Here is a 22,713-nt window from a genome sequence, read left to right as displayed (position 1 = left end):
CCGGGTCGCAGCGAGCGAAGCGGCCGCAACGCCAACCATCACTCGCGGTTCGAGGCCTTCACATGAGCGCGACGCCGTCGATCCAGAAGCTCTCGCTGTTTGCTCTGACGGCCATGGTGGTCGGCTCCATGGTCGGTTCCGGCATCTTCTCACTGCCGCGCACATTCGGCATCGCAACCGGTCCATTCGGCGCCATCTTAGCCTGGTGCATCGCCGGCGGTGGCATGTACACGCTGGCGCGCGTGTTTCAATCGTTGGCGGAGCGAAAGCCTGAACTCGATGCTGGTGTCTACGCCTATGCGAAAGCAGGTTTCGGCGATTATCCCGGCTTCTTGTCGGCGCTTGGATATTGGATGGGAAGCTGCATTGGCAACGTGTCGTATTGGGTCCTGATCAAGTCGACCTTGGGCGCGTTCTTTCCTGTGTTTGGTGACGGCAATACCGTCATCGCGATCATCGTTGCCTCGATCGGGATCTGGCTTTTCCACTTCATGATCCTGCGTGGCGTGCAACAGGCCGCCGCGATCAACACCATCGTGACCATTGCCAAGATCGTGCCGATCCTGGTCTTTATCGTCATCCTGATCTTCGCCTTCAAGGCCGACCAGTTCCGCGACAATTTCTGGGGCGGCGAGGGCATGCCGGACAAGGGCCTCTTCGAGCAGATCCGCGCGACCATGCTGGTCACGGTGTTCGTGTTCCTCGGGATCGAGGGCGCCAGCGTCTATTCCCGCTATGCCAAGGAGCGATCCCATGTCGGCGCGGCGACGATCATCGGCTTTGTGATGGTGACCAGCCTGATGGTGCTCGTCACCATGCTGCCCTACGCCGTGCTGCCGCGTCCCGACATCGCCGACATGCGTCAGCCGTCCATGGCAGCGGTGCTGGAGGCCGTGGTGGGACATTGGGGCGCGGTCTTCGTCAGCATCGGACTTCTGGTTTCGGTGCTCGGGGCTTATCTCGCCTGGAGCTTGATCTGCACCGAAGTTCTTTCGGCCGCGGGCCGCACCAGGGATATGCCGGCCCTGTTCGGCACCGAGAACGAGAACAAGGTCCCGGCGGCGGCGCTGTGGCTGACCAACATCGTCGTCCAGCTCTTCGTCATCAGCACCTACTGGTCGCGGGACGCTTTCTCGCTGATGCTCAATCTGACGAGCGTCATGAATTTGATCCCGTTTTTCCTGGTCGCAGCCTACGGGCTCCTGCTGGTCAAGCGGGGCGAGACCTATGAGAAGCGTCCGGACGAGCGTCGAAGCGGGCTGGCCTTTACCGGAATTGCGCTGATCTACACGCTCTTCCTGATCTATGCGGCCGGAATGAAATATCTGCTGCTGTCGGCCATCCTCTACGCGCCCGGCACGGCACTGTATTTGTGGGCACGCCTCGAGCAAAAGGCGAGAGTCTTCACCTTCGTCGAGTGGATCATCTTCATTGTCGTTGCGATCGGCGCGGTCATCGGCATTCATGGCCTGGCCACCGGCTACATCACGATCTGAACGGAGCGGTTCCGGAGATAGGCCCCATGACAAAGCAGACATCGGATGCAGGGATTCCCTTCGGTGTTCATTCGGAAGTCGGCCAGCTGCGCAAGGTGCTGGTCTGTTCGCCGGGGCGGGCTCATCAACGTCTGACGCCGACGAACTGCGACACCTTGCTGTTCGATGACGTCCTATGGGTCGACAATGCCAAGCGCGATCATTTCGATTTCGTGCAGAAGATGCGTGACCGCGGTATCGAAGTCGTCGAGATGCACAATCTCCTCGCCGACACGGTCGCCATTCCGGAGGCGAGGACGTGGATTCTCGACAACCAGGTAATCCCCAATCAGGTCGGCCTCGGCCTGATCGACGAGCTGCGCGGCTATTTGGAAAGTCTCAAGCCGCGCGAGCTGGCGGAGACGTTGATCGGCGGATTGTCGACCCAGGACTTTCCGGAAGCCCGCGGCGGCGAGACGCTCAGGCTCATCCGGGAAGCGGCCGGCATGACCGAGTATCTCCTGCCGCCGCTTCCCAACACCCTGTACACGCGCGATACGACCTGCTGGATCTACGGAGGGGTTACGCTGAATTCGCTGTTCTGGCCGGCGCGCCACGAAGAGCCCATCCTCGCCGCAGCGATCTATAAGTTCCATCCGGATTTCGCCGGCAAGGTCAATGTCTGGTGGGGCGATCCGACACAGGATCACGGTCTTGCGACGCTCGAGGGCGGCGACGTGATGCCGATCGGAAAGGGCAACGTGCTGATCGGATTGAGCGAGCGCACCTCGCGGCAGGCCATCAGCCAGCTCGCCGCCGCCCTGTTCAAGAAGAAGGCGGCCGAGCGCGTGATCGTGGCTGCCATGCCCAAGCTCCGAGCGGCGATGCATCTGGATACGGTCTTCACGTTCGCCGATCGCGATTGCGTGCTGCTTTATCCGGACATCGTCAACAATATCGCGGCATTTTCCTACCGTCCGGCCGACAGCTCCGCAGGCATCGAACTGCGGAAGGATGAAAAGCCCTTCGTCGAGGTCGTGGCAGAGGCGCTTGGGCTGAAGAAGCTGCGCGTGGTGGAGACGGGCGGAAATGCCTATATGCGCGAGCGTACCCAGTGGGATAGCGGCGCCAATCTCGTCTGCGCATCCCCTGGCGTCGTGTTCGCCTATGACCGCAACACCTACACCAACACGCTGCTGCGCAAGGAAGGCATCGAGGTCATCACCATCGTTGGCGCGGAACTCGGACGTGGTCGCGGCGGCGGTCATTGCATGACCTGTCCGATCATCAGGGACGCAGTCGACTATTAGGCCCGCAGCAGCGGCCCTTGCGGCTGTTTGCGAAACGATGATCGATCTCATCAACCCATGATTTAATCGAATAACATTAACACGCCACAATCGTGTCACAGCCTGACGCGAATCCCGATGCACGCGACAGCCATCGAGGGACGCCATGCGAAGGTCCAGAATTCTTCTGCCGATCTTTGGTCTGTTCGGCGCAAGCACCGCAGGTGCAGCCGACCTTGATGTCACCGAGTTCAAGACGATCGCGGCCCCTGTACCGTACACCTCCGCACCATCCTGGAGCGTCGTCGGTTCCATCGCGCCCACCTTCACCGACAACGCCCTGTTTACCCGGGACAACCGCAAGTCGGATGTTTACTACGTGCCCGACGTGAGCGTCCGGCTGGACGGGAACCTTAGCAACGACCTGTCGTACCGCCTCTATGCACGCGCGCAATATGAAGCGTTTTCGCGTGAGAAGGACGGCAACTTTGCCGTCGCGCGGATGGGCGGGCGCCTGACCCAAAACTGGGACGGCTGGCGTTTCTCCGCCATTTACGAGCATCGCTACGATTTTGACGGTATCTACCGCGACCTGGCCTTCACCTCGAACGATGTGATGGGCTCGGTTGCGCGTGACTTCCGCTTCAACAACGCGACGTTTTCGCCGTTGCTGCTCCTGACCTATCGATTTTCCGACCTGGCGGAGGCGCGCCGCTGGCGCTTCGACGCCGTGCTCGGTATCGAGGTCAAGCTCGATTCCAAATGGTCGATTGTCAGCACGCCACTGTTCGAGGCTTACTGGTTCACCGATGGGCTCAATAGCGGGCGGCGCGATCAGCTCTATTCGGCAGACGTCGGCCTGAAGTATAATTTTGCGAGCAATGTGTCGCTCACGACGACCGTGCTGTACGAGGCGCGAACGTCGAACGTACCGCTACGGCGATACAGGGACGTTCGCATCGGCCCTCGTCTGGATTTTGCATTCTGAGAGGTATCCGATCGATGCACGCAAGAGGCTTGTCGCTGTTGATCGGCATTGTTGTGGGCATAGCGGCGGTATCCGTTGCCGCCGCCGATCCACGCGATGCCGTCGATCGAAGCCAGCGTCTTGATACCGATGCGCTTCGGGACGATGCTGCGACAAACCGTTTGACGCTGCCATCGCATCCCCTGCAGATTGCGCCACCTCCGACAGTTCCAAAGGCAAGGACGGAACGCAGGAGGAAGTCCGGCGCAAATGGTGGCGGCAGCCGCTAGCGCCTCGCTACGTTGGTAGGCATGGCCGCCTATCGGCGCGGGAGTTCGCTGTCTCGGAATTCCGCATTTTTAATCTCTGTTGCGCCAAATTCGAGCGCTTGCGCAGGACACCGAACCGCTTCGCCGCGCAGACGCCGCGTCGCGGATTCAAGATTTTAATCCTAAGGAAATGCTACCTCTTGTTGTGGGGCGATTCCAGGGTGTATAATTGGATCGGCTCCAAGGCGCCGCGGGCCGGCGAGGGGACATGTCCCCGAACAGGCGAGCGGACACAGGTGATACTGTTGTCAGCGTCGCGATGTCGCCGGAGAAGAGTGAGTGCGTATCGTGAAGGTACATGTCTCCCCCGCCAGCGAGTCGCATCGAACCGGCCTCGGGAACTGGCTTCGGACAGGTTCGGAACAATCGATCGAAGCGCTCTATTGGACGTTTTCGACTGATCTCCTCTTCGTCGTGCGCCCGTCTCCTGAAGGGCGCTTCGTCTATGAGGCGATCAATCCGGAGTTCGGGTCCCGGCTCGGTCTCTCGCCGGAGGACGTTTACGACATGGATGTGTTCGATTGCATGAACGCAGACGACGCTAGAATCGTCTGCCAGGCGCTGGGGGCGTGCGTTGCGGAAGGAGCGGAAATCAGGATCCGGCAGCGTCTCGCGTTCGGCGGCTCGCCCCGGAACGTCGAAACCGTAGTAACTCCGGTCGTTCAATCTTCGTGTGGTGGTGCGGTTCGCTTGATCGGCAGCCACCGCGCCCTGCGCAGCCGCGCGTTCGAGAGCGGGGTCGGACAGGGCAACGGGCTCGACGTGAATCTCGGCTTGGTATCGATCCAGGAAGGCATCCAGCAGCGGATAGCGTCCGATCTCCACGATTCGACCTGCCAGCACCTGATTGCCGCGAGTCTCGGTCTCATGCGGATCCGAAGCAGCATCGGCGAACCGGATTTGGCCGAGCGGCTCTGCGACGAAATCGATGCATCGATCGATGAAGCCCTCCGGGAAATCCGCGCCTTTGCCTATCTGCTGCATCCCCGGAACCTCGCCGGTGAGGGCCTGAAGGCTGCGATCGAGCGGTACGCGGAGGGATTTGCGGCGCGCACGTCGTTGCGCGCGAGTGTCAACATCGTGCCGGATGTGGATCGGTTGCCTTACGAGACGAAACGAACGTTGCTACGGGTCGTCCAGGAAGCGCTGACGAACGTCTTCCGTCATGCGAACGCGACCGAGGTGGCCATCGTTATCGACACCGCGGACGGCCGGTTTCACCTGACGCTCAGCGACAATGGACGTGGGCTCCCGCCGGGTTTCGGCAGGAGCGCGGTCTCTGTTGGTGTCGGAATTCCGGCGATGCAAGCACGGCTGCACGAGATCGGGGGTACGCTCGATATCCAATCCAGTCGCGCGCCCCGGCATGCCGGCACGGTGCTGTGTGCAGTATTTCCGTATGCTCCCTCGGCGAACAGGGCCAATCGCCGCGGGGCCACGACAAATGCAAGGGCCCGCGCAGGCGCACAATCAGCGAAAAAACACTAACTGCGGGGCGGCGGGCCGGGGTCACGGCCCATCGCCGATGCGGATTCGGAGTGCTCTGCCATGAAGCGAATTCTCATCGCGGACGATCATGAGGCGGTACGGTCGGGCTTGCGGGCGGTGCTCGAGCAACGGGTGGATTGGGAGGTGGTCGCCGAGGTGAATGACGGCGGCATGGCGGTAGCAGCCGCGATCGAAAGCCGGCCCCATGTCGCCATCGTCGACTTCTCGATGCCGCGCATGACCGGTGTCGAGGTGGCGCGGCGGATCAGAGAGTATCCGCTGCAGACTGAGGTGCTGATCTTCACGGTGCACAATTCGGGCTTGCTTGCCCAGCAAGCATTCGAGGCGGGGGCGCGTGCATTCCTGGTGAAGTCCGACGCCAACAAGCTGCTTGTCGCAGCTGTCGAAGCCTTGTTGCTGCACCGGCCGTTCTGGCCCCGGAAGACCGAACTCGACCATGCGCCGCGGACCAACGGCGAGCGGCATCACGAACTCACGGCCCGCGAGCAACTGGTCGTCAAGCTGGTCGCGGAGGGATACAGCAACAAGGGCATCAGTGCGATCCTCGACCTCAGCGTCAAGACCACCGAGGCCCATCGGGCAGCAGCGATGCGCAAGCTGGAGGTGAACTCGACGGCGGGGCTGGTCCGGTACGCCGTTCGGACCGGGCTGGTCGAGGCGTGAAACGGCGATATTAGCGAGCAATACGGGCGTCGGTACCTTCGCCGGGAGATATCAGGGTTTTGTGGGATAACGATTCCAGCCACGCTCCCTATGATCGTTCGACTGTGCTGCCGGTTTGCTGCCGGTATCGGCCCGGAAGCGCAAGGGTCGGCCAACGGGAACGACACGGTGAAACGCATCTTGATTGCGGATGATCATGAAGTTGTGCGTTCCGGGCTGCGTGCAATCATCGAAGCGCATTCCAGCTGGATCGTGAGCGGCGTGGCGACCGATGGCGAGCAGGCGGTCGCGCTGGCGCTCGAGACCAGGCCGGACATCGTGATCGTTGACTACTCCATGCCGGTCATGAACGGGTTGGAGGTCAGTCGCCGCCTCAAGGCACTCCACCTTGGCGCGCAGGTCCTGATCCTGACCATGCACGAGAGCGAAGAGCTTCTGACCGAAGCCATTCTGGCCGGGGTGCGCGGCTTTCTGTTCAAGTCAGACGCGCGCAAGCACCTCATCTCCGCCATCGAGGCCCTGCTCGACGGCAGGCCCTACTTCACCAGCATCCTGCTGGAGAGGCTGCTGCACGACTACCAGGGCAACAAGGAGAATCGGGCCGACATGCTGCTGACTTCACGCGAGCAGAGCGTGGTCCAGCTGATCGCGGAGGGGCATACCAACAGGTCGATCAGCTCCATCCTGAAACTGAGTGTGAAGACCGTCGAGACCCATCGCGCCTCGGCCATGCGCAAGCTCAGGATGTCGTCCACCGCTGAGCTCGTCCGCTACGCGATCCGCAAGAAGTTGGTCTTGCCCTGAACAGATGCTGACGTCGGCAGTCGCGAAAGGCGCCGGAGTTTGCGCCTCGACAAAGTGGTCGTGACTGCAACCGCTTACCTTTTCGGGTGCTGACACGGGGTTTCGTGTTGCACGCGATGGGAAGCAGCCGTGATTGGAACCAGCCTCTGTAAATGGGCCATCAGCTACTTCGCGGTCGCAATCGTATGGCTGCTGCTCGCGGAAGTGCTTGTTGTCGCCGGGTTCGGCTTTCCGAACCACGATTTCGGCGGGCCGGACACGCTCGTCATCGTGCACATGGTTAGCATTGGCTGGTTGAGCACGGTCCTGTGTGGCGCGCTGTTCCAGTTCGTGCCGGTGCTGGCCGCAAGGCCGCTCTATGCGGAGCGTTGGACACTGCCGGCTCTGGCGCTGCTGACGCTTGGGCTGACCATCCTGCTCGCGGGCTTCCTGACGCTTGGCGGGCACTTCAACGGGTCGCCCCGGCTGCTTCCGGTCGGCGCGAGCCTGCTGATTGCCGGCTTCGCGTTGGTCGTTGCCAATCTCGGCATGACGCTCTGGTCGGCCCGTCCGCTGCCGGGGCCGGCGCGCTTCGTCGCAGCCGGGCTGGGCTGCATCTGCGTCACGGCGGCATTCGGCGGCATGTTCTCTCTGGTGCTGTCCGGAACCGCTATCGGCGCGCAATGGCCGGACCTGCTGGTATCGGGCGTTCCGATCCACGCCATTGCCGGGATTGGTGGATGGCTGACCTTCACGGCCATGGGGGTCAGCTATCGCCTGCTGGCGATGTTCATGCTCGCGCCCGACAGCGACGCGCGGCTGGGCCGGCTGGCCTGGCTTGCCGGCATTGCCGCGCTGGCCGCCGGAGCTGTCGGCGGGGTGCTCGCACTCTGGCGTGCGACCGGGGTGAATTTGGCGCTTCTGCTGGCAGGAGCCGCGGCGCTGCTGTCGCTAATCGCCTACGGCCGCGATATGCTCGGCCTCTACAGAGCCCGCAAGCGTCGCGCGCTCGAGCTCAACACGCGCATGAGCCTCGTTGCGCTGGCGAGCCTCGTCGCAGTCGCAATCCTCGGCGCCGTGTTCCTTGCGACCGGTTCTCTCCAATCGCATGTCGGAGCGCTCGCGTTCCTGGTCGCGTTCGGCTGGCTCACTGGCCTCGTGCTCGCCAATCTCTACAAGATCGTCCCGTTCCTGACCTGGCTCGAGACCTACGGTCCGGTGATGGGCAGAGTGCCGACGCCCCGCGTGCAGGATCTCGTTGACGAGCGCCGCGCGTTGAAATGGTTCATGCTGTTCTTTGCCGGAAGCTGGGCGGCAACGTTGATGCTCCTGGTCGACGAGGCACCCGGTTTCCGCGTCGCCGTCGCGGTCGTGACGCTTGCGACGCTCGGCCTGGGCGAGGAGCTCATCAGGGCAAGGCGGCTTGCGGACGTGTCGGAGCCGCTGCGCCTGCCGACGGGAGCAGTCGTGCCCCATCTGTTGGTCTCGCGAAACTGAAAGGAGACTGCAATGACCCAATTCATCGACGTCGATGTCCGGCCGATCCTGCGTGCAGGCGGCGAGCCGTTCTCGATCATCATGGCCGCGCTCGCGCGGCTCGAGCCCGGGGAGGGGCTGCGGCTCTATGCCCCCTTCAAACCGGTTCCCCTGTTCGACGTCATGGCGAGCAAGGGCTTTGCGCATCGGGAGGCCGAGCTCGAAGGCGGCGAATGGGAGATCCGGTTTCTGCCGGACGACGGCTCGTCCGATGCGGCTGAACCGGCGCCCGCGGTGGCGAGTGGTGGCGATTGGCCGGAGCCCGTGGTTCATCTCGACAACCGCGACCTCGATCCACCGGAGCCGATGGTCCGGATTCTGGCTGCAATGGAGCGGCTCGCCCCCGGGCAGACCCTCTTCGCCTTGCTCAGTCGTGAACCGGTCTTCCTGTTTCGGGAACTGACCAAGCGCGGCCATCAATGGCGCGGCGGCTTCACACCGCAGAACGACACCTATCAACTGACCGTGAGGGTTTGCGCATGACGATCAACGACGACGATCTCGTGGCTCAGATAAGGCAGGCGCTGAAGGTCGTGATCGATCCGGAGCTCGGGCACAACATCGTCGACCTCGGCTTCGTCTATGACGTGTCGATCGACGACGGCGTCGCGCACATCACCATGACGGCGACGACACCAGGTTGTCCCGCCGCATCCTTTCTCAAGGAGGGCGTCGCCAACAGCGCGTGCCTGGTTCCTGGCGTGGAATCGGTCGACGTCACCATGACGTTCGAGCCGCCCTGGCAGCCCTGGATGATCTCGCCAGGCGTCAAGGCGTCGCTCGGTTTTGCTGAGGTGAACTGACCCGGCGAGGCGGCCGGCTAGACGCCTTCGCCGCCCGGGCCGGACCAGGTCCTTGCGGGTGCGCGAAGCTTTGTCAGGTCGAGCAGGTTGATCGCCCGGGCGGCGATCTGGTCGATCACCTCATCCAGCGACTGTGGTTTCAGATAGAAGGCCGGCATCGGCGGGGCGATGATCGCGCCGATCTCGGTCGCTTGCAGCATCGCTCTGAGATGGCCGAGATGCAGCGGGCTCTCGCGGACCAGCAACACCAGCCGGCGCCGTTCCTTGAGCTGCACATCGGCCGCGCGCGTCAGAAGGTTGTCGAGCTGCCCCCAGGCGATGGCCGAGAGCGTACGGATCGAGCACGGTGCCACGATCATGCCCGCGACCGGATACGAGCCGCTGGCGATCGCGGCGCCGATGTCGGAATGAAGATAGTGGCGGAAGGCGAGGGCGCGCAGCCGCGCGAGCGCATCGTGCCCGACTTCTTCGCTCAGCGTACGCTCAGCCGCGGGCGAAACCACGAGATGCACCGCGTAGTGTGGATTGTCGGCCAGCAGCTCGACGATGCGCAAGCCGATCGCGGCACCCGAGGCGCCGCTGATGCCGACGATGATGCCTTGCCGCCCGCTCATGTGAGGACCGGTGCCGGCATGCCGGACAGGCCGAGGTTCGCCCACATCGCATCGACACGCGCGACCACGGCGGGATCCATGGCCAGCGGAACGCCCCATTCCCGATCCGTCTCCGGCGGAATCTTCGTGGTGGCGTCGATGCCGAGCTTGCCGCCGAGCCCTGATTTCGGCGAAGCAAAGTCGAGATAGTCGATCGGCGTGTCGGTGAGCGTCACGAGATCGCGCGAGGAATCGCTGCGCGTCGAGACCGCCCACATCACGGCACGCCAGTCGCGGATGTCGATGTCGTCGTCGACCACGATCAGCAGCTTGGTGTAGCTGAACTGCGGAAGCATCGACCACAGGCCGAGCATCAGCCGCCGCGCCTGGCCGGGATAGCGCTTTTTAATGGCCGCAATCGCGATGCGGTAGGAGCAGGCCTCCGGCGGCAGCCAGCAGTCGGTCACCTCAGGGAATTGCTGCCGGATCAACGGCACGAACAGCTGGTTGAGCGCCTCGCCGATCCGCGACGGCTCGTCCGGCGGCCGGCCCGTGAAGGTCGAGAGGTAGATGGGCTGGCGCCGGCTCGTGATCGCGGTCACGCGCATCACGGGGAACTGTTCGACGGAATTATAATACCCGGTGTGATCGCCATAGGGTCCTTCGGGCGCGGTTTCGGTCGCGGAGACGAAGCCCTCGATGACGATTTCGGCCTCGGCCGGGATCGCGAGCGGGACGGTGAGGCATGGCGCGAGGTCAGGCCGCTCGCCGCGCAGGATGCCCGAGAAGCGCAGCTCGGACAGCGTCTCGGGCAGCGGCAGCACCGCGGCAAGGATCGTGGCCGGATCGGCGCCGATGACGATCGCGACCGGCATGTCGCGCCCGATCGCCTTCCATTGCTGGTGATGCCTGGCGCCGCCGCGATGCGCGAGCCAGCGGATGATGGCGCGGTCGCGGCCGAGCACCTGCATGCGGTAGACGCCGACATTCTCCTCCTGGTCCGCCGTCGCGGATTCCGGCGGCACGGTGATCACGAGTGGCCAGGTGATCAGCGGCGCCGGCTCGCCGGGCCAGCAGATCTGGACCGGCAATCTTGCAAGATCGACGTCGGGCCCCATCGCGACGCAGTCCTGCACCGGGGCCGCCGGGCGTGTGCGCGGGCGCGTCGCCAGCGCAGCGCGCGCAAGCGGGATCTTCTCGAAAGCATCCCTGATGCCGTGCGGTGGTCGCGGCGCGCGGAGCTCGGCCATCAGCGCGCCGAGCTCTCCGAGACGGTCGGGCGTGATGCCCATGCCCCACGCGATCCGCTCGACCGTTCCAAACAGGTTGGTGAGGAGCGGCATCTCCGACGCGTTGCCATCGGCCCTGACGGGCTGCTCGAACAATAATGCCGGTCCGTGTGCCTCAAGCACACGCCGGTGGATTTCCGTGATCTCGTGGACGACGGAGACCTTCTCGCGAATGCGTCGCAACTGCCCCCGGCTTTCGATGAAGCGCAGGAAGTCGGACAGGTCGCGAAAGCGCGGCACATCACGTTGCAACTGGACGAGCTCCCAAAAAATCAGAGCTAGCCGGGTTGTTTTCGGTCTTCATTGTTCCCGCTCAAATACAGCGGCGTGCAATCCGTCCAGATGTGGGGCCATGAATGATCCGTCCGCCGCATCGCCCGGCCCGTTGCCGACGATTCCGCCCCTTGTCGCATTGGCCATGCGTCCCCTGCCTCTGCTGCCGCTGCAGCTCGTTCTCGCCGGCGTCCTGCAGGGGATCCACCGGCGCAACCCCGCAATATTCGACCGGCTCGGTGATCACGCGCGCGCGCGGTTCGGTATCAAGCCGATCGATCTGCCGTTCGCCTTCGTGGTCGAGGCCAGGCCGCCGCGCCTGTCCGTGGTGCGCGACTTGCCGCGAGGTCTGGATGCGCGGATCTCAGCCTCGCTCGCCAATCTGCTGGCGCTGCTCGAAGGCAAGGTCGATGGCGATGCCCTGATGTTCTCGCGCGAGCTCGTGGTCGAGGGCGATGTCGAGGCAGTGCTGGCGCTGCGCAATGCGATCGACGACGCCCAGCTCGATCTGGCCGAAGAGCTGTCCTCGCTGTTTGGCCCGCTGGGCGCGCCAGCGAGGCGCGCCTTCGAAGCCGCCCGTGGCCGCGTGATCGGCTCCTCAGGCCATGGCGAGCAATCGAGATGATGGAGCTGATCTGTCCTGCCGGCACGCCGGCGGCGTTGAAGAGCGCCATCGATGCCGGCGCCGATGCGATCTATTGCGGCTTCAACGACGAGACCAATGCGCGCAATTTTCCGGGGCTGAACTTCAGCCGCGACGAGCTGCGCAAGGGGATCGCGCTGGCGCATGGCCGCGGCGCGAAGATCCTGGTGGCCATCAACACCTTTCCGCGCGCCTCCGCCGTCGACATCTGGCATCGCGCGGTGGACGATGCGGCGAGTGCGGGGGCCGATGCGCTGATCCTCGCGGATATCGGATTGATGGACTATGCGGCAAGGCGCCATCCCAACCAGCGTCTGCACGTCTCGGTTCAGGCTGCGGCCGCCAATCCCGATGCCATCGCCTTCTACGCCGAGACTTTCGGGGCGCGGCGCGTCGTGCTGCCGCGTGTCCTGAGCGTGCCTGAGATCGCCGAGATCACCCGGGAGTCGGCCTGCGAGACCGAGGTCTTCGTGTTCGGCGGCCTCTGCGTCATGGCCGAAGGGCGCTGCTCGCTGTCGTCCTATGCGACCGGCAAGTCGCCGAACATGCAGGGCGTCTGTTCGCCGCCGAGCCATGTGACCTACGAACAGACTGCGGAGGGGACGAAGTCCAGTCTCGGCGGCTTCGCCATCAACCGGTTCGCCGTGAGCGAGCCCGCGGGCTATCCGACGCTGTGCAAGGGCCGCTTCTCGACCTCCCAGGGCTCCGGCTATATTTTCGAGGACCCGGTCAGCCTGGACGCCACGGCGTTGCTTAAAGGCATGCGCGATGCCGGCGTGACCGCGCTCAAGATCGAGGGCCGCCAGCGCGGCCGTGCCTATGTCGAGAGCGTGGTGCGCCACTTCCGCCAGGCGCTCGCCGCGCTCGAGACCGGCAGCGAGGCCGACATCGCGAGCCTGAAGCCGTTCACCGAAGGTCAGGCCTCGACGGTTGGCGCCTATCGCAAGACCTGGCGCTAATCCGTTCGACGATGTGAGATCCGAAAGATGCAACTCAGCCTCGGTCCAGTTCTGTACAATTGGGCGCCGGAACGCTGGCGCGACTTCTATTTCCGGATCGCCGATGAAGCGCCGGTTGACGTCGTGTCCGTCGGCGAGATCGTCTGCTCGAAGCGCTCGCCGTTCTTCGCAGATCACATCCCGGCCGTGGTCGAACGGCTGCAAAGCGCCGGCAAGCAGGTGCTGCTGGGCTCGCTGATCCTGGTCTCGCTGCGGCGCGAGCGCCGCCAGACCGAGGAGCTCGCGGCGGTCGAGGGCGCCATGGTCGAGGTCAATGATCTGACCTGTCTCAGGGCGCTTGCGGGCCGGCCGCACGCCATCGGTCCGTTCGTCAACATCTACAACGAGGCGAGCGCGGATTTCCACGCGGCAAGCGGGGCGAGGCGCATCTGCCTGCCGCCGGAATTGCCGCTGGCCTCGGTGGCGACGATCGCGAGGGCTGTTCCCGATGCCACGATCGAAGTGTTAGCGTTTGGCCGGGTGCCGCTGGCCATCTCCGCGCGATGCTACCATGCGCGACTTCACAAGCTCGCCAAGGACAATTGCCGCTTCGTCTGCGAGAAAGACCCGGATGGTCTTCTCCTCAACACGCTGGAGCAGCAAGACTTCCTGACCATCAACGGCGTGCAGACGCTGTCGCACACCTGTGCCAATCTGCTGGGTGAGGCCGGCCTCTTGCACGAGAGCAACGTCGGATCACTGCGCCTGTCGCCGCAGGATTGTGACATGGTCGTCGTCGCCAGGACCTTTCGCGACGTGCTGGACGGTCGCGACGATGTCGAGGGTGGAAATCGCCGGCTTGCCGCGGCCTATCCGGGCGTGCCGTTCTCGAATGGCTTCCTGTGGGCCGAGCCGGGGCACGTCTACCGTCAGGCCCGATCAGGGGATGCGCAAGGCGCGGCGCAGATCGGGACTCGCTAAACGGGGCGACGCTCCGAGCGCTCAGAAAGTCGCGGCCATTGCGGCCAGCCGTCGATGGGCCCTGTCCCGCGCGGCCTCGATCGGCTGTTGCGGTCCCGTGGTTGGCCCGATCGGCACGAAACGGACATTGTCGATACCGATGAAGCGCAGGATGTCGCGCAGGTAAGGCGTTGCCATGTCGATGCGGCCGCGGTTCATGCCGGTGGCGAAGTCGCTGCCACTGGCGAGAATCACCAGCGTCGGCCGGTCCTTGAGCAGTGGGAGATAGCCCTGTGACGGGTCGAACCGGAACGTCAGCCCGGGGCTGGACGATGATGTCGAACCACTGCTTGAGCTTGTAGGGAATGCTGAAGTTCCACATCGGCGTCGAGATCAGCACGCGATCGGCCAACGAAAACCGCAGCGCCATTCGCTCGGCCTCGGCAAAGCTGTCGCGTTGCGTGTCGTTGAAGGCTTGCCCGTTCATCCGAGCATATTTGGCCTCGGCGATGGGGCCTGAGAATTCCGGCATCCGCTCCCGCCAAAGGTCCACGACATCGAGGTCCCAGTCCGGCCGGGCCTGGCGAAAGCCGTCAAGAAAGACGCGCGCGCCGGCACTCGACTCGGAGTCAGGGCGCGGCGAGCAGGAGAGGTGCAAAATCTTTGCCACCGCTCATCCCAACGCCCTGATGACGGCATCCGCCCTCGTGACGATCGCCACGTTCTGCATGGCAAAATTAATCGACGCATTGTGCCAATCGGCGTTCATGGTCGAGCAGCAATCTTCGGGAACGATCATGAAGTAGCCCTTGTCTGCCCCGGTGCGGGCGGTGTGCTCGACCGACATGTTGGTCCAGGCACCGGTGTTGATGATCATGTCGCGCCCGGTCGCCTTGAGGATTGTCTCCAGCCGCGTGCCCTCCCACGCGCTCATCCGCATCTTCTCGACGACGAAATCGCCGGGCCGGGGCTCGAGGCCGGAGACGGGCGCCGCGCCCCAGCTTCCACGCACCATCGCCTTGCTGTCGACGAGGCCTTCGAACAGCGGTGCGTTCAGCGTGACACCCGGCGCACCCGGCTCGACGACGAACCAGACGTGGATGATGGCGACGCCGCGGGCCCGAGCGGTCTCCGCGAGACGGCGGACATTCTCGACGACATGCTGCTGTTTCGCATGACCGGGAGCGCCGGACTCGGCGAACGCGCCGCCGTCCACGATGACGTCGTTCTGCAAATCCTGGATGATCATCGCGCAGCGCTGCGGATCAAGCCGCATGTCGCCGTCAGCGAGGATAGGCGCCGCCGGCGAGGCGCTTGCCGCCTGGCCGCCGCCGCTTCGCCGGCCACTCATATAAGGCTCATGCCGCGGACCGACCTTGGTCGGGATCGCATAGACCGAGTGCGTCGCGGTCAGATACAGCGTGCGGAAATCCGGCCCGCCCCAGGCGAGGTTGGCGACCATCTCGGGCACACGGACCTTGCCGAGCAGCTCGCCGCGCGGCGAATAGACCCAGACGCCGCCGGGCGCGGTGACCCAGACATTGCCGTGCTGATCGCACTTCATGCCGTCGGGCAGGCCGGCTTCGAGCTCGGAGCGGATGCCGCTTGCGAACACCCGCGCATTCGACAGCGAGCCGTCGGCGTTGACGTCGAAGACGCGGATCAGCGCCTGCACGGTGTCGTTGACATAGAGCAGCTTCTCGTCCGGCGAGAAGCACAGGCCGTTCGGCTGGTCGAACAGATTGCGCTCGACCACGAGCTTCGGTTCGCCGCCGGGCACGAGGCGATAGACGCCCTGGAAGCCGAGCTGGCGCGGCCGCTCCACGCCATAGACCGGCATGCGGCCGTACCAGGGGTCCGAGAAATAGATCGCGCCGGAGGAGTGCACGCAGACGTCGTTCGGGCTGTTCAGTTCCTGGCCCTGGAAGTGCGAAGCCAGCACCTCGCGCCGCCCGTCCGGCCGTTCGCGGACTAGCTGCGATGTCGCGTGCTCGCAGACGATCAGATTGAGCTCGGCATCATAGGTCATGCCGTTGCACTTGTTCGAGGGACGCTTGACCTCGGCCACGCCGCGCCGCGCATCCCAGCGCCGGCGCACGTCACCCGGCATGTCCGAGAACAGCAGATAGTGATCGACCGGATGCCAGATCGGTCCCTCCGTGAAGTCAAAGCCGGTGCCGACCTGCGCGACCGGCGCATAGGGGTCGATCAAAGTTTCGAATTCGCTTCGCAAGGTGACGTGCGTCATCGGTCGATCCCCAAGATCATCTCAAGCCGGGAACCAGTTGCGTGCGGGCAAGGACTGCACGATCGGTCCGGGGACCTGATCGTGCAGGCGCCCGACGACGTTGCCGCCTTCGATCTTGGCCGGGCGGTCGTGCACCGGCAGCAGATAGCGCGAATTGCTCAGCAGCTTCTTGATCGAGGCTTTCTCGGCACGCTTGCTGGTGCCATGATTGCCCGTCGTGCGCGGCTCCCAATCGTGGATCTCGTTGAAGGGCGTCACGATCTGGTCGTTGAAATCGTAGATCACGTCGCCGCAGATGGTCGCAATCCCGTCGGCCGTCTCGACGATGACGTTCATCGAGCCCTCCGTATGCGCATTGGCCGCGTCGCAATAGACGCCGGGCATCAGCTCGACCGGGCCGGTGATCTCGAGGTCGAGGAAGCGCAGCGCGCTCTTGGTGTGCAGCCGGTCGATCAGGTGCTTGATGTCGGGCGCCGGATATTGCGGATGCATCAGGCCGGAGACGGAATACTCGAGTTCCTTGCGGTTGAGCACGACGGTCGTGTTCATCGGGAACAGATCGTCCTTGCCGGCGTGGTCGATGTGCAGATGGGTGTGGCACACGAAGCGGACGTCGCCCATGCGCACGCCGTGGCGCGCGAGCTGGTTCTCGATCATGTTCTCGTGGTACTGCAAGCCCCGCATGCCCAGCGTCTCCATGATCTGGTTGGAGCGGTAGCCGGTGTCGACCACGACCGGATATTTCCCCCCGAGGATCAGGAAACCGAGGGTGAGGACGCGGCGGGTGCGACCGCAGTCGCGGCCGAGAACCAGAAAGCTCGATTCCAGCTCGATATCGCCATAGTCCAGGATCTTGATCTCCAGCGCCATTCGTTGCCCTCCCTCATCTGTTTCTTGTCTGTCAAAGCCGGTAGACGCGCCTCGCCGTCGTCTTGAAGATAGCGTCCTGCTGCTCCGCGCTGAACGGCGCGGCGGCCGTGCGAAAGGCGCCGACGAGCTCGCGATAGCTGGTCCACAATTTCTCGATGGGGAAATTGGAGCCGAACAGGCAGCGCTCGGCGCCGAAGATCGCGACGGTGTCGATGAGAACGGCGGCGATGTGCGCGGGATCGTTGCGATGGATGAAGGTGCCGAGCCCGGAGAGCTTTGAGACCACGTTCGCGCAGGCCGCGAGCCGGGCCATGCCGCTGCGCCAGGCGGCGCGGCCACCAGGAGAGAGATCCTCCAGCATGCCGGCATGCTGGAGGATGAAGGTCACGTCGGGGCAGGCTTCGGCCAGCGCTGCGGCATCCGGCATCTGCGGGGTGAACACCTGCAGGTCGAAGCTCCAACCATAGTCGGCGAGGCGCGCGACGTTGCGGCTGATCATCGGATCGGTGCAGAGATCCGGGCGGGCGGCAAAGCGATAGAGCGGGTTCTCGTGCCAGTGCAGCTGCATGCGCACGCCGCGCACCAGCTTGTAGCGCTTCAGGCGATCGAGCTGCGGACGCACGTCGTCCACGGCGAAATTGGCATAGGCGACGATCGCGTGCGGCCAGCCGTGTTCGTCCGCAGTCTGCTGCACCCACGCGGCCTCGTCCTCGAAGCGGTCGTTGGCCCAGTTGGTTTGCACATAGACCGAACGCGTGACGCCGGTATCCTTGAGGTCGTCGAGATATTCCTGGATCGGATAGTCGCGCCGGATCGGCTCATAGGGTCCGAAGATGCGCGGCTGCATGGGGCCGGTCAGCCAGGGCAGGTCGGCCTGCCGCCAGATGTGATGATGGCCGTCGACAATGTCGGTCACGCCGCTCTCCTTCGTCCCAGCGCCAGAATATGCGCGACGATCGACGCGCTCGAACCGCCATCCACGAGGTCATCGACGAAGCGCTCGATGGCGATGAGCGCCTCGGTCTGCGGGTGGAAGCCGGGGCTTGTCGCCAGCGGCGTCAGCCAGCTCAGGCGCCAGGCCCGCCGCGACAATTTCGCGACGGCGTCGCGAAGCGCATCGGTCTCCCCACGCTCGAGTCCATCGGAGACCATGACTACGGCGGCGCCGCGCGCATAGCCGCCGAAGCGGGGCACGGCGAGGAAGGCCTGGAGTGCGTCGCCGATGCGGGTGCCGCCGTCCCAATCGCTGACCAGATGCGCGGCGGCGTTCATGGCCTGCTCGCCGCGCTTCAGTCGCAGCGGGCGGGTGATGCGGGTCAGCCGCGTGCCGAAGGTGAAGACCTCGACACTGGGCGCGGCCTGCACCAGCGCATGCGCGAGCTTCATGTTCTCCTCGGTGCGGCCCTTCATCGAGCCGGAGACGTCGATCAGCAGGAGCATCTTGCGCGGACGCTGGCGCCGCTTCATGTGACCGAGCCGCAGAATCTCGCCGTCGCTGCGGACACTGTCGCGCAAGGTGCGGCGGAGATCGGCAAACGGTCCGCGGCGGGCGCGCATGCGGCGATGGCCGCGCCGTCGCGGCAGGCGCCGCGGTGCCTCCCGCGCCAGGCGGCGCAATGCGTCCGTGCTCGAGGCCGCCCTAAAGCGGCGCTCGACCAGCGCCTCGCTTCGGGTCGCGGTGAGGCCGGACTCATTGGCCTCGTCGGAGAGCAGGGGGGCCTCGTCGCCGCGGCCCTCTTCCTGGAGGCGGACTGTCTCGTCGTCCTCGTCCTCGTCGGCTCGCGCGATGGCCTCGCTGCCGCGGAAGTGGAGATCGAACAGCCGGTCGAAGGTCGCACGGCGCTCGGGCGGCGGCGCCAGCGTCGCGAGGGCGGCTTGCCTGACGTGCTCGATGTCGCGCGGGCCGAGCAGCTCGATCGCGGCGAGGAACGTGGTGGTTTGCTCCGGTGCGACGGCAAAGCCGTTCGCGCGCAGCAGCGGGACGAAGGCGACGAAGATGCGCGCGGCGCGCGGGAGCTGCGGTTCGGCGCTCATGCGGTCGCCTCCGCGAGCATGGCGTCGAGCCGCGGCGAGATGAAATGCAGATCCTCTTCGTCCTTCAGCGCCACGCCGATCGAGCGCTTGAACGCATCCGGCCAGCGGGCGCCGCCCTTGTGCAGCAGCGTCGCGGCCTCGGCCCAGTCGACGGCCTCGGCAATGCCGGGCGCCTTGCTCAGCGGCTCGCGCCGCAGCCTCTCCACGGCTGCGACGACGGCGCGGGCCGTGGCCTCGGCGACGCTGGAGGCGCGCATCATGATGATCCGCGCCTCGCGCTCCGCGGTCGGATAGTCGATCCAGTGATAGACGCAGCGGCGGCGCAAGGCCTCGTGCAGATCGCGCGTCCGGTTCGACGTCAGAACGACCACGGGGCGCTCCGCCGCGCGAACCGTGCCGCGCTCGGGAATCGAGATCTGGAAGTCGGAGAGGAATTCGAGCAGAAACGCCTCGAACTCCTGGTCGGCGCGGTCGATTTCGTCGATCAGCAGCACGGTGGAATCGGGCGCGCGGAGCGCGGCCAGCATGGGACGCTCGATCAGGAAGGTCTCGCCATAGATGTCGATGCTCTCGTCGCCGGCCTGGCGGATCGCCAGCATCTGGCGCGGGTAGTTCCACTCATAGAGTGCGGCAGAGGCGTCGATGCCCTCGTAGCATTGCAGGCGGATCAGGCGGCGGCCGAGCACGGCAGCGATTGCTTTTGCCGCCTCCGTCTTGCCGACGCCTGGCGCGCCTTCCAGCAGCAACGGCTTGCCGAGCGCGAGGCCGAGATAGGCGGCGGTCGCGAGACCCTCGTCGGCGAGATAATAGGCCGCGCGCAGCGCCTTCTCCAGCGCCTCGGGGCTGTCGATGCCGACGATGTTGCTGCGAACCGCCACGGCCGTTCCTCTAGCGCCGTGCCTGCGGCCGCGCGCCGCCCTGGGCCTTGATCGCGCGCAGCACCTTTTCAGGCGTGATCGGCAGGTCGTCGATGCGCACGCCGACGGCATTGAAGATCGCATTGGCGACGGCCGGCAGCACCGGGTTGGCGCACATCTCGCCGGGGCCCTTGGCACCAAAGGGGCCATCGGGAGCGGGACGTTCCAGCACCGCGATATCGTGCGGGCAGATGTCGCCGGGGCCGGGCATCAGATATTCGACGAAGTCGCGGGGGCCGTGAATGGGATCGGGATAATAGGGCTCCGGGGTCTCATAGAGCGCGTGGCTGACGCCCATCCAGGCACCGCCGACCAGTTGCTGCTCGACCAGACGCGGGTTCAGCGCGCGACCGAGCTCATAGGCGGAATCCATCCGGACCATCGCGACATCGCCGGTCTCGTCGTCGACCTCGACCTCGGCGACGAGGCAGGCATGGGCGTAGCAGGTCGCCGGCGACATCTCGCCGGTCTCCGGATCGACGTTGGAAAGGGGAACCAGAAAGATGCCGCGGCCCGAAATGGTCTTGCCCTGCTTGAACTGCGCGGCAATCGCGACGTCCTTGGTCGAGATCGAACGGTGCGGCGCGCCCTTGACGTGAATATTGCCGCGGCCGTCGGTGTCGAGATCGGCGGCATTGACCTCGAGCTCTTCAGCCGCCGCTTCCATCATCACGCCGCGGGCCTCGCGCGCCGCGGCCATCACGGCATTGCCGACCCGATGGGTGCCGCGCGAGGCGAACGAGCCCATGCAGTGCGGGCCGGTGTCGGAATCCGCCGTGTCGACATAGACGTCCTCGACCGGCACGCCCAGCGTCTCGGCGCAGATCTGCCGCGTCACCGATTTCATGCCCTGGCCGAGGTCGATCGACGACAGCGCCACCGTGAACTTGCCGCTGGGATTGGAGTGAACCAGTGCCTGGCTCGGGTCGCCGCCAAGGTTCATGCCGATGGGGTAGTTGATCGACGCCATGCCGCGTCCGCGATGCCTGGTCATGTCAGCGTCTCCTGGTGCCGAACACCGACGAGAACCGCGTCGCGCCGTGCGATGGTGCGGCCGGGCGTGGTGGGGGAGGCGGCGGTGCCGGCGGGGGTGGATCGCGCGGCGGCTCCCGTGTCGTGGTTACGGGTGCACGGTCGTAGCTCGTGCGCTGCTGTGCAGGCGCAGCCGGACGTGCGCGGGACTCCGTTGCGGTCGGCGGGATCACCGCGCGGCTGCCGCCGCCGTCCTTGCGCGAGGAGGCGCGCTTGAACTCGTCGCGGATCGGCCATTTGGCCTTCTCGGCCGCGACCTGAACGCATTCGATCAGCGCGGTGTTCTTGGCCTCGCGCCGGTGCGCCTTCATGTCGCCGTCGCGATAGGCGTTCAGAATGCGAAACTCCATCGGGTCCATGCCGACGAGGTTTGCGAGCTTGTCCATCTGGCATTCGATCGCGAAGTCCATCGCGGTGACGCCGAAGCCGCGCATGGCGGTCGCGGGCGTGCGATTGGTGAAGACGCAATAGACGTCGCCATAGACGTTCGGGATGGTGTAGGGGCCTGGAAGATGGGCGGCGCACTTCACTGCGGCGTAGCTGGAGAGTCGCGTATAGGCGCCGCTGTCGAAAAAAGCGCGGATCTTGCGCGCGACGATGCGGCCGTCGCGCATCACGCCGTCCTTGATGTAGATGCGTTCGGCGCCGCGCGGCGGGCCGTACTGCATCTCCTCCTCGCGCCCGAACACGTAGCGGACGGGGCGTCCGGTCAGCATCGCGCCGAGGATCGCAAGTGGCTCGGTCAACGTGTCCACCTTGCCGCCGAAGCCGCCGCCAACGGTGCCGCCGATGAAGTGGAACGTATTGGAAGGCACGTCCAGAATCTTGGCGCAGGTGTCGACGGAGAAGAACAGCGCCTGGGTCGAGGTGTAGACGACGTAACGGCCGTTGGTGTCGGGTGCCGCAATGGCGCCGTTGGTCTCGGTCGGCGCGTGCTCGATCGGGGACATCTGGTAGCGCTGCTCCAGCACGTGGTCGGCGCTGGCGAGCGCCGCGTCCGCATCGCCGAAGCGCAGGCGCTGGTGATCGTAGACGTCGTGATAGATGAAGGCGTTCTTCGGATAGGTCTCGTTGACCACGGGCGCGCCGGGCTTCAGCGCGTCCTCGACATCGAACACAGTCGGGAGCGGCTCGTAGTCGACCTTGACCCTCGCGATGGCCTCGAACGCTTCGCGCTCGCTGTCGGCGACGATGGCGAGGATCGGCTCGCCCTTGTAGCGGACCTTGTCGACCGCCAGCGACGGCTCGTCATCCTTGCCGAAGTTGATCAGGCTGAGCAGCGTGTTGAGATTGACCGGCACGTCGGTGCCACGGATGATCCGGCGAACGCCGGCCGAACGTTCGGCCTCGGTGGTATCGATGCGACGGATCCTTGCATGGGCCTGGGTCGAGCGTACGACCTTCAGGTGCAGCATGCCTTGCAGCTTGTGATCGTTGAAGTAGCTCGACGTGCCCGTGACATGGCCGAGCATGTCCTGGCGCTGGGTGCCCTTGCCGATCTCCTTGAGGTTATCGTCGCGCTCGTCGGCGAAAATGTCCTTGCGCAGTTCCAGCATGGTTGA

21 protein-coding genes and 1 pseudogene are annotated in these 22,713 nt (G+C 65.0%); 12 read left to right on the top strand and 10 right to left on the bottom strand.

Annotation, left to right across the window (positions count from 1 at the left end; translation table 11 throughout):
* The first annotated feature begins 62 nt into the window (after nucleotides 1-62).
* The 9 genes from XH81_RS02540 to XH81_RS02500 all read left to right on the top strand — a co-directional run bounded on the left by XH81_RS02540 (nucleotide 63) and on the right by XH81_RS02500 (nucleotide 9,354).
* The gene (locus XH81_RS02540) at nucleotides 63-1,496 is read left to right on the top strand and encodes a basic amino acid/polyamine antiporter (RefSeq protein ID WP_028143789.1); all 1,434 of its coding nucleotides are present in this window, start codon (nucleotides 63-65) and stop codon (nucleotides 1,494-1,496) included.
* A 26-nt stretch (nucleotides 1,497-1,522) separates the two neighbouring features.
* The gene (gene arcA, locus XH81_RS02535; protein WP_028143788.1) at nucleotides 1,523-2,785 is read left to right on the top strand and encodes an arginine deiminase; all 1,263 of its coding nucleotides are present in this window, start codon (nucleotides 1,523-1,525) and stop codon (nucleotides 2,783-2,785) included.
* Nucleotides 2,786-2,930: 145 nt separating this feature from the next.
* Nucleotides 2,931-3,752 (top strand): outer membrane beta-barrel protein, encoded by an 822-nt coding sequence (locus XH81_RS02530; RefSeq protein ID WP_028143787.1) that lies wholly within the window; start codon nucleotides 2,931-2,933, stop codon nucleotides 3,750-3,752.
* A gap of 587 nt (nucleotides 3,753-4,339) precedes the next feature.
* Entirely contained in the window at nucleotides 4,340-5,548 is a 1,209-nt protein-coding gene (locus XH81_RS02525) for a sensor histidine kinase (RefSeq protein ID WP_028143786.1), read from the top strand.
* Nucleotides 5,549-5,608: 60 nt separating this feature from the next.
* A complete protein-coding gene (locus XH81_RS02520; RefSeq protein ID WP_018318087.1) occupies nucleotides 5,609-6,232 on the top strand; it encodes a response regulator in 624 nt (207 codons plus the stop codon).
* 168 nt (nucleotides 6,233-6,400) lie between these two features.
* Complete coding sequence (locus XH81_RS02515) at nucleotides 6,401-7,036, top strand: response regulator (RefSeq protein WP_028143785.1); 636 nt, start codon at nucleotides 6,401-6,403, stop codon at nucleotides 7,034-7,036.
* A gap of 129 nt (nucleotides 7,037-7,165) precedes the next feature.
* Nucleotides 7,166-8,512 (top strand): hypothetical protein, encoded by a 1,347-nt coding sequence (locus XH81_RS02510; protein WP_028143784.1) that lies wholly within the window; start codon nucleotides 7,166-7,168, stop codon nucleotides 8,510-8,512.
* Nucleotides 8,513-8,524: 12 nt separating this feature from the next.
* On the top strand, nucleotides 8,525-9,034 hold the full coding sequence (locus tag XH81_RS02505) for a DUF2249 domain-containing protein (RefSeq protein ID WP_028143783.1): 510 nt from the start codon (nucleotides 8,525-8,527) through the stop codon (nucleotides 9,032-9,034).
* On the top strand, nucleotides 9,031-9,354 hold the full coding sequence (locus XH81_RS02500) for a metal-sulfur cluster assembly factor (RefSeq protein ID WP_028143782.1): 324 nt from the start codon (nucleotides 9,031-9,033) through the stop codon (nucleotides 9,352-9,354). The genes XH81_RS02505 and XH81_RS02500 overlap by 4 nt, the downstream gene beginning before the upstream one ends.
* A 17-nt stretch (nucleotides 9,355-9,371) precedes the next feature.
* Here the strand turns inward: XH81_RS02500 and XH81_RS02495 are convergent, their stop codons facing one another.
* On the bottom strand, nucleotides 9,372-9,968 hold the full coding sequence (locus XH81_RS02495; protein WP_028143781.1) for a UbiX family flavin prenyltransferase: 597 nt from the start codon (nucleotides 9,966-9,968) through the stop codon (nucleotides 9,372-9,374).
* Nucleotides 9,965-11,488: a UbiD family decarboxylase gene (locus XH81_RS02490; protein WP_028143780.1), complete on the bottom strand. Its 1,524-nt coding sequence runs from the start codon at nucleotides 11,486-11,488 to the stop codon at nucleotides 9,965-9,967. Before XH81_RS02490 ends, XH81_RS02495 begins: the two co-directional genes overlap by 4 nt.
* A gap of 166 nt (nucleotides 11,489-11,654) precedes the next feature.
* Here XH81_RS02490 and ubiT point away from each other — a divergent pair, with 166 nt between their 5' ends.
* From ubiT to ubiV, 3 genes are read left to right on the top strand one after another with little or no spacing between them, the layout of a single operon-like run.
* Complete coding sequence (gene ubiT, locus XH81_RS02485) at nucleotides 11,655-12,134, top strand: ubiquinone anaerobic biosynthesis accessory factor UbiT (protein ID WP_244429168.1); 480 nt, start codon at nucleotides 11,655-11,657, stop codon at nucleotides 12,132-12,134.
* Nucleotides 12,134-13,111 (top strand): ubiquinone anaerobic biosynthesis protein UbiU, encoded by a 978-nt coding sequence (gene ubiU / locus XH81_RS02480; RefSeq protein WP_028143778.1) that lies wholly within the window; start codon nucleotides 12,134-12,136, stop codon nucleotides 13,109-13,111. Before ubiT ends, ubiU begins: the two co-directional genes overlap by 1 nt.
* A gap of 27 nt (nucleotides 13,112-13,138) precedes the next feature.
* Nucleotides 13,139-14,071: a ubiquinone anaerobic biosynthesis protein UbiV gene (gene ubiV / locus XH81_RS02475; RefSeq protein ID WP_028143777.1), complete on the top strand. Its 933-nt coding sequence runs from the start codon at nucleotides 13,139-13,141 to the stop codon at nucleotides 14,069-14,071.
* Between the two features lie 21 nt (nucleotides 14,072-14,092).
* Here the strand turns inward: ubiV and XH81_RS02470 are convergent.
* The 8 genes and pseudogenes from XH81_RS02470 to XH81_RS02435 form a co-directional block, all read right to left on the bottom strand.
* Nucleotides 14,093-14,720: pseudogene (locus tag XH81_RS02470) on the bottom strand (FMN-dependent NADH-azoreductase).
* A 3-nt stretch (nucleotides 14,721-14,723) separates the two neighbouring features.
* A complete protein-coding gene (locus XH81_RS02465; RefSeq protein ID WP_028143775.1) occupies nucleotides 14,724-16,298 on the bottom strand; it encodes an isochorismatase family protein in 1,575 nt (524 codons plus the stop codon).
* Between the two features lie 21 nt (nucleotides 16,299-16,319).
* Nucleotides 16,320-17,168 (bottom strand): N-acyl homoserine lactonase family protein, encoded by an 849-nt coding sequence (locus XH81_RS02460; protein WP_028143774.1) that lies wholly within the window; start codon nucleotides 17,166-17,168, stop codon nucleotides 16,320-16,322.
* Nucleotides 17,169-17,199: 31 nt separating this feature from the next.
* The gene (locus XH81_RS02455; RefSeq protein ID WP_028143773.1) at nucleotides 17,200-18,084 is read right to left on the bottom strand and encodes an amidohydrolase family protein; all 885 of its coding nucleotides are present in this window, start codon (nucleotides 18,082-18,084) and stop codon (nucleotides 17,200-17,202) included.
* The gene (locus XH81_RS02450) at nucleotides 18,081-19,202 is read right to left on the bottom strand and encodes a vWA domain-containing protein (RefSeq protein WP_028143772.1); all 1,122 of its coding nucleotides are present in this window, start codon (nucleotides 19,200-19,202) and stop codon (nucleotides 18,081-18,083) included. The genes XH81_RS02455 and XH81_RS02450 overlap by 4 nt, the downstream gene beginning before the upstream one ends.
* Nucleotides 19,199-20,080 carry an AAA family ATPase gene (locus XH81_RS02445; RefSeq protein WP_028143771.1) on the bottom strand — a complete coding sequence of 294 codons (882 nt, stop codon included), beginning with the start codon at nucleotides 20,078-20,080 and terminating at the stop codon, nucleotides 19,199-19,201. Before XH81_RS02445 ends, XH81_RS02450 begins: the two co-directional genes overlap by 4 nt.
* 10 nt (nucleotides 20,081-20,090) lie before the next feature.
* Nucleotides 20,091-21,113 (bottom strand): xanthine dehydrogenase family protein molybdopterin-binding subunit, encoded by a 1,023-nt coding sequence (locus XH81_RS02440; protein WP_028143770.1) that lies wholly within the window; start codon nucleotides 21,111-21,113, stop codon nucleotides 20,091-20,093.
* A gap of 1 nt (nucleotide 21,114) precedes the next feature.
* On the bottom strand, nucleotides 21,115-22,707 hold the full coding sequence (locus XH81_RS02435) for a xanthine dehydrogenase family protein molybdopterin-binding subunit (RefSeq protein ID WP_028143769.1): 1,593 nt from the start codon (nucleotides 22,705-22,707) through the stop codon (nucleotides 21,115-21,117).
* Between the last annotated feature and the right edge of the window lie 6 nt (nucleotides 22,708-22,713).

The sequence above is a fragment of the Bradyrhizobium sp. CCBAU 25360 genome, from assembly GCF_028128695.1.
Lineage (GTDB): Bacteria > Pseudomonadota > Alphaproteobacteria > Rhizobiales > Xanthobacteraceae > Bradyrhizobium > Bradyrhizobium ottawaense.
This window is presented reverse-complemented; position numbering and strand designations above follow the sequence as displayed.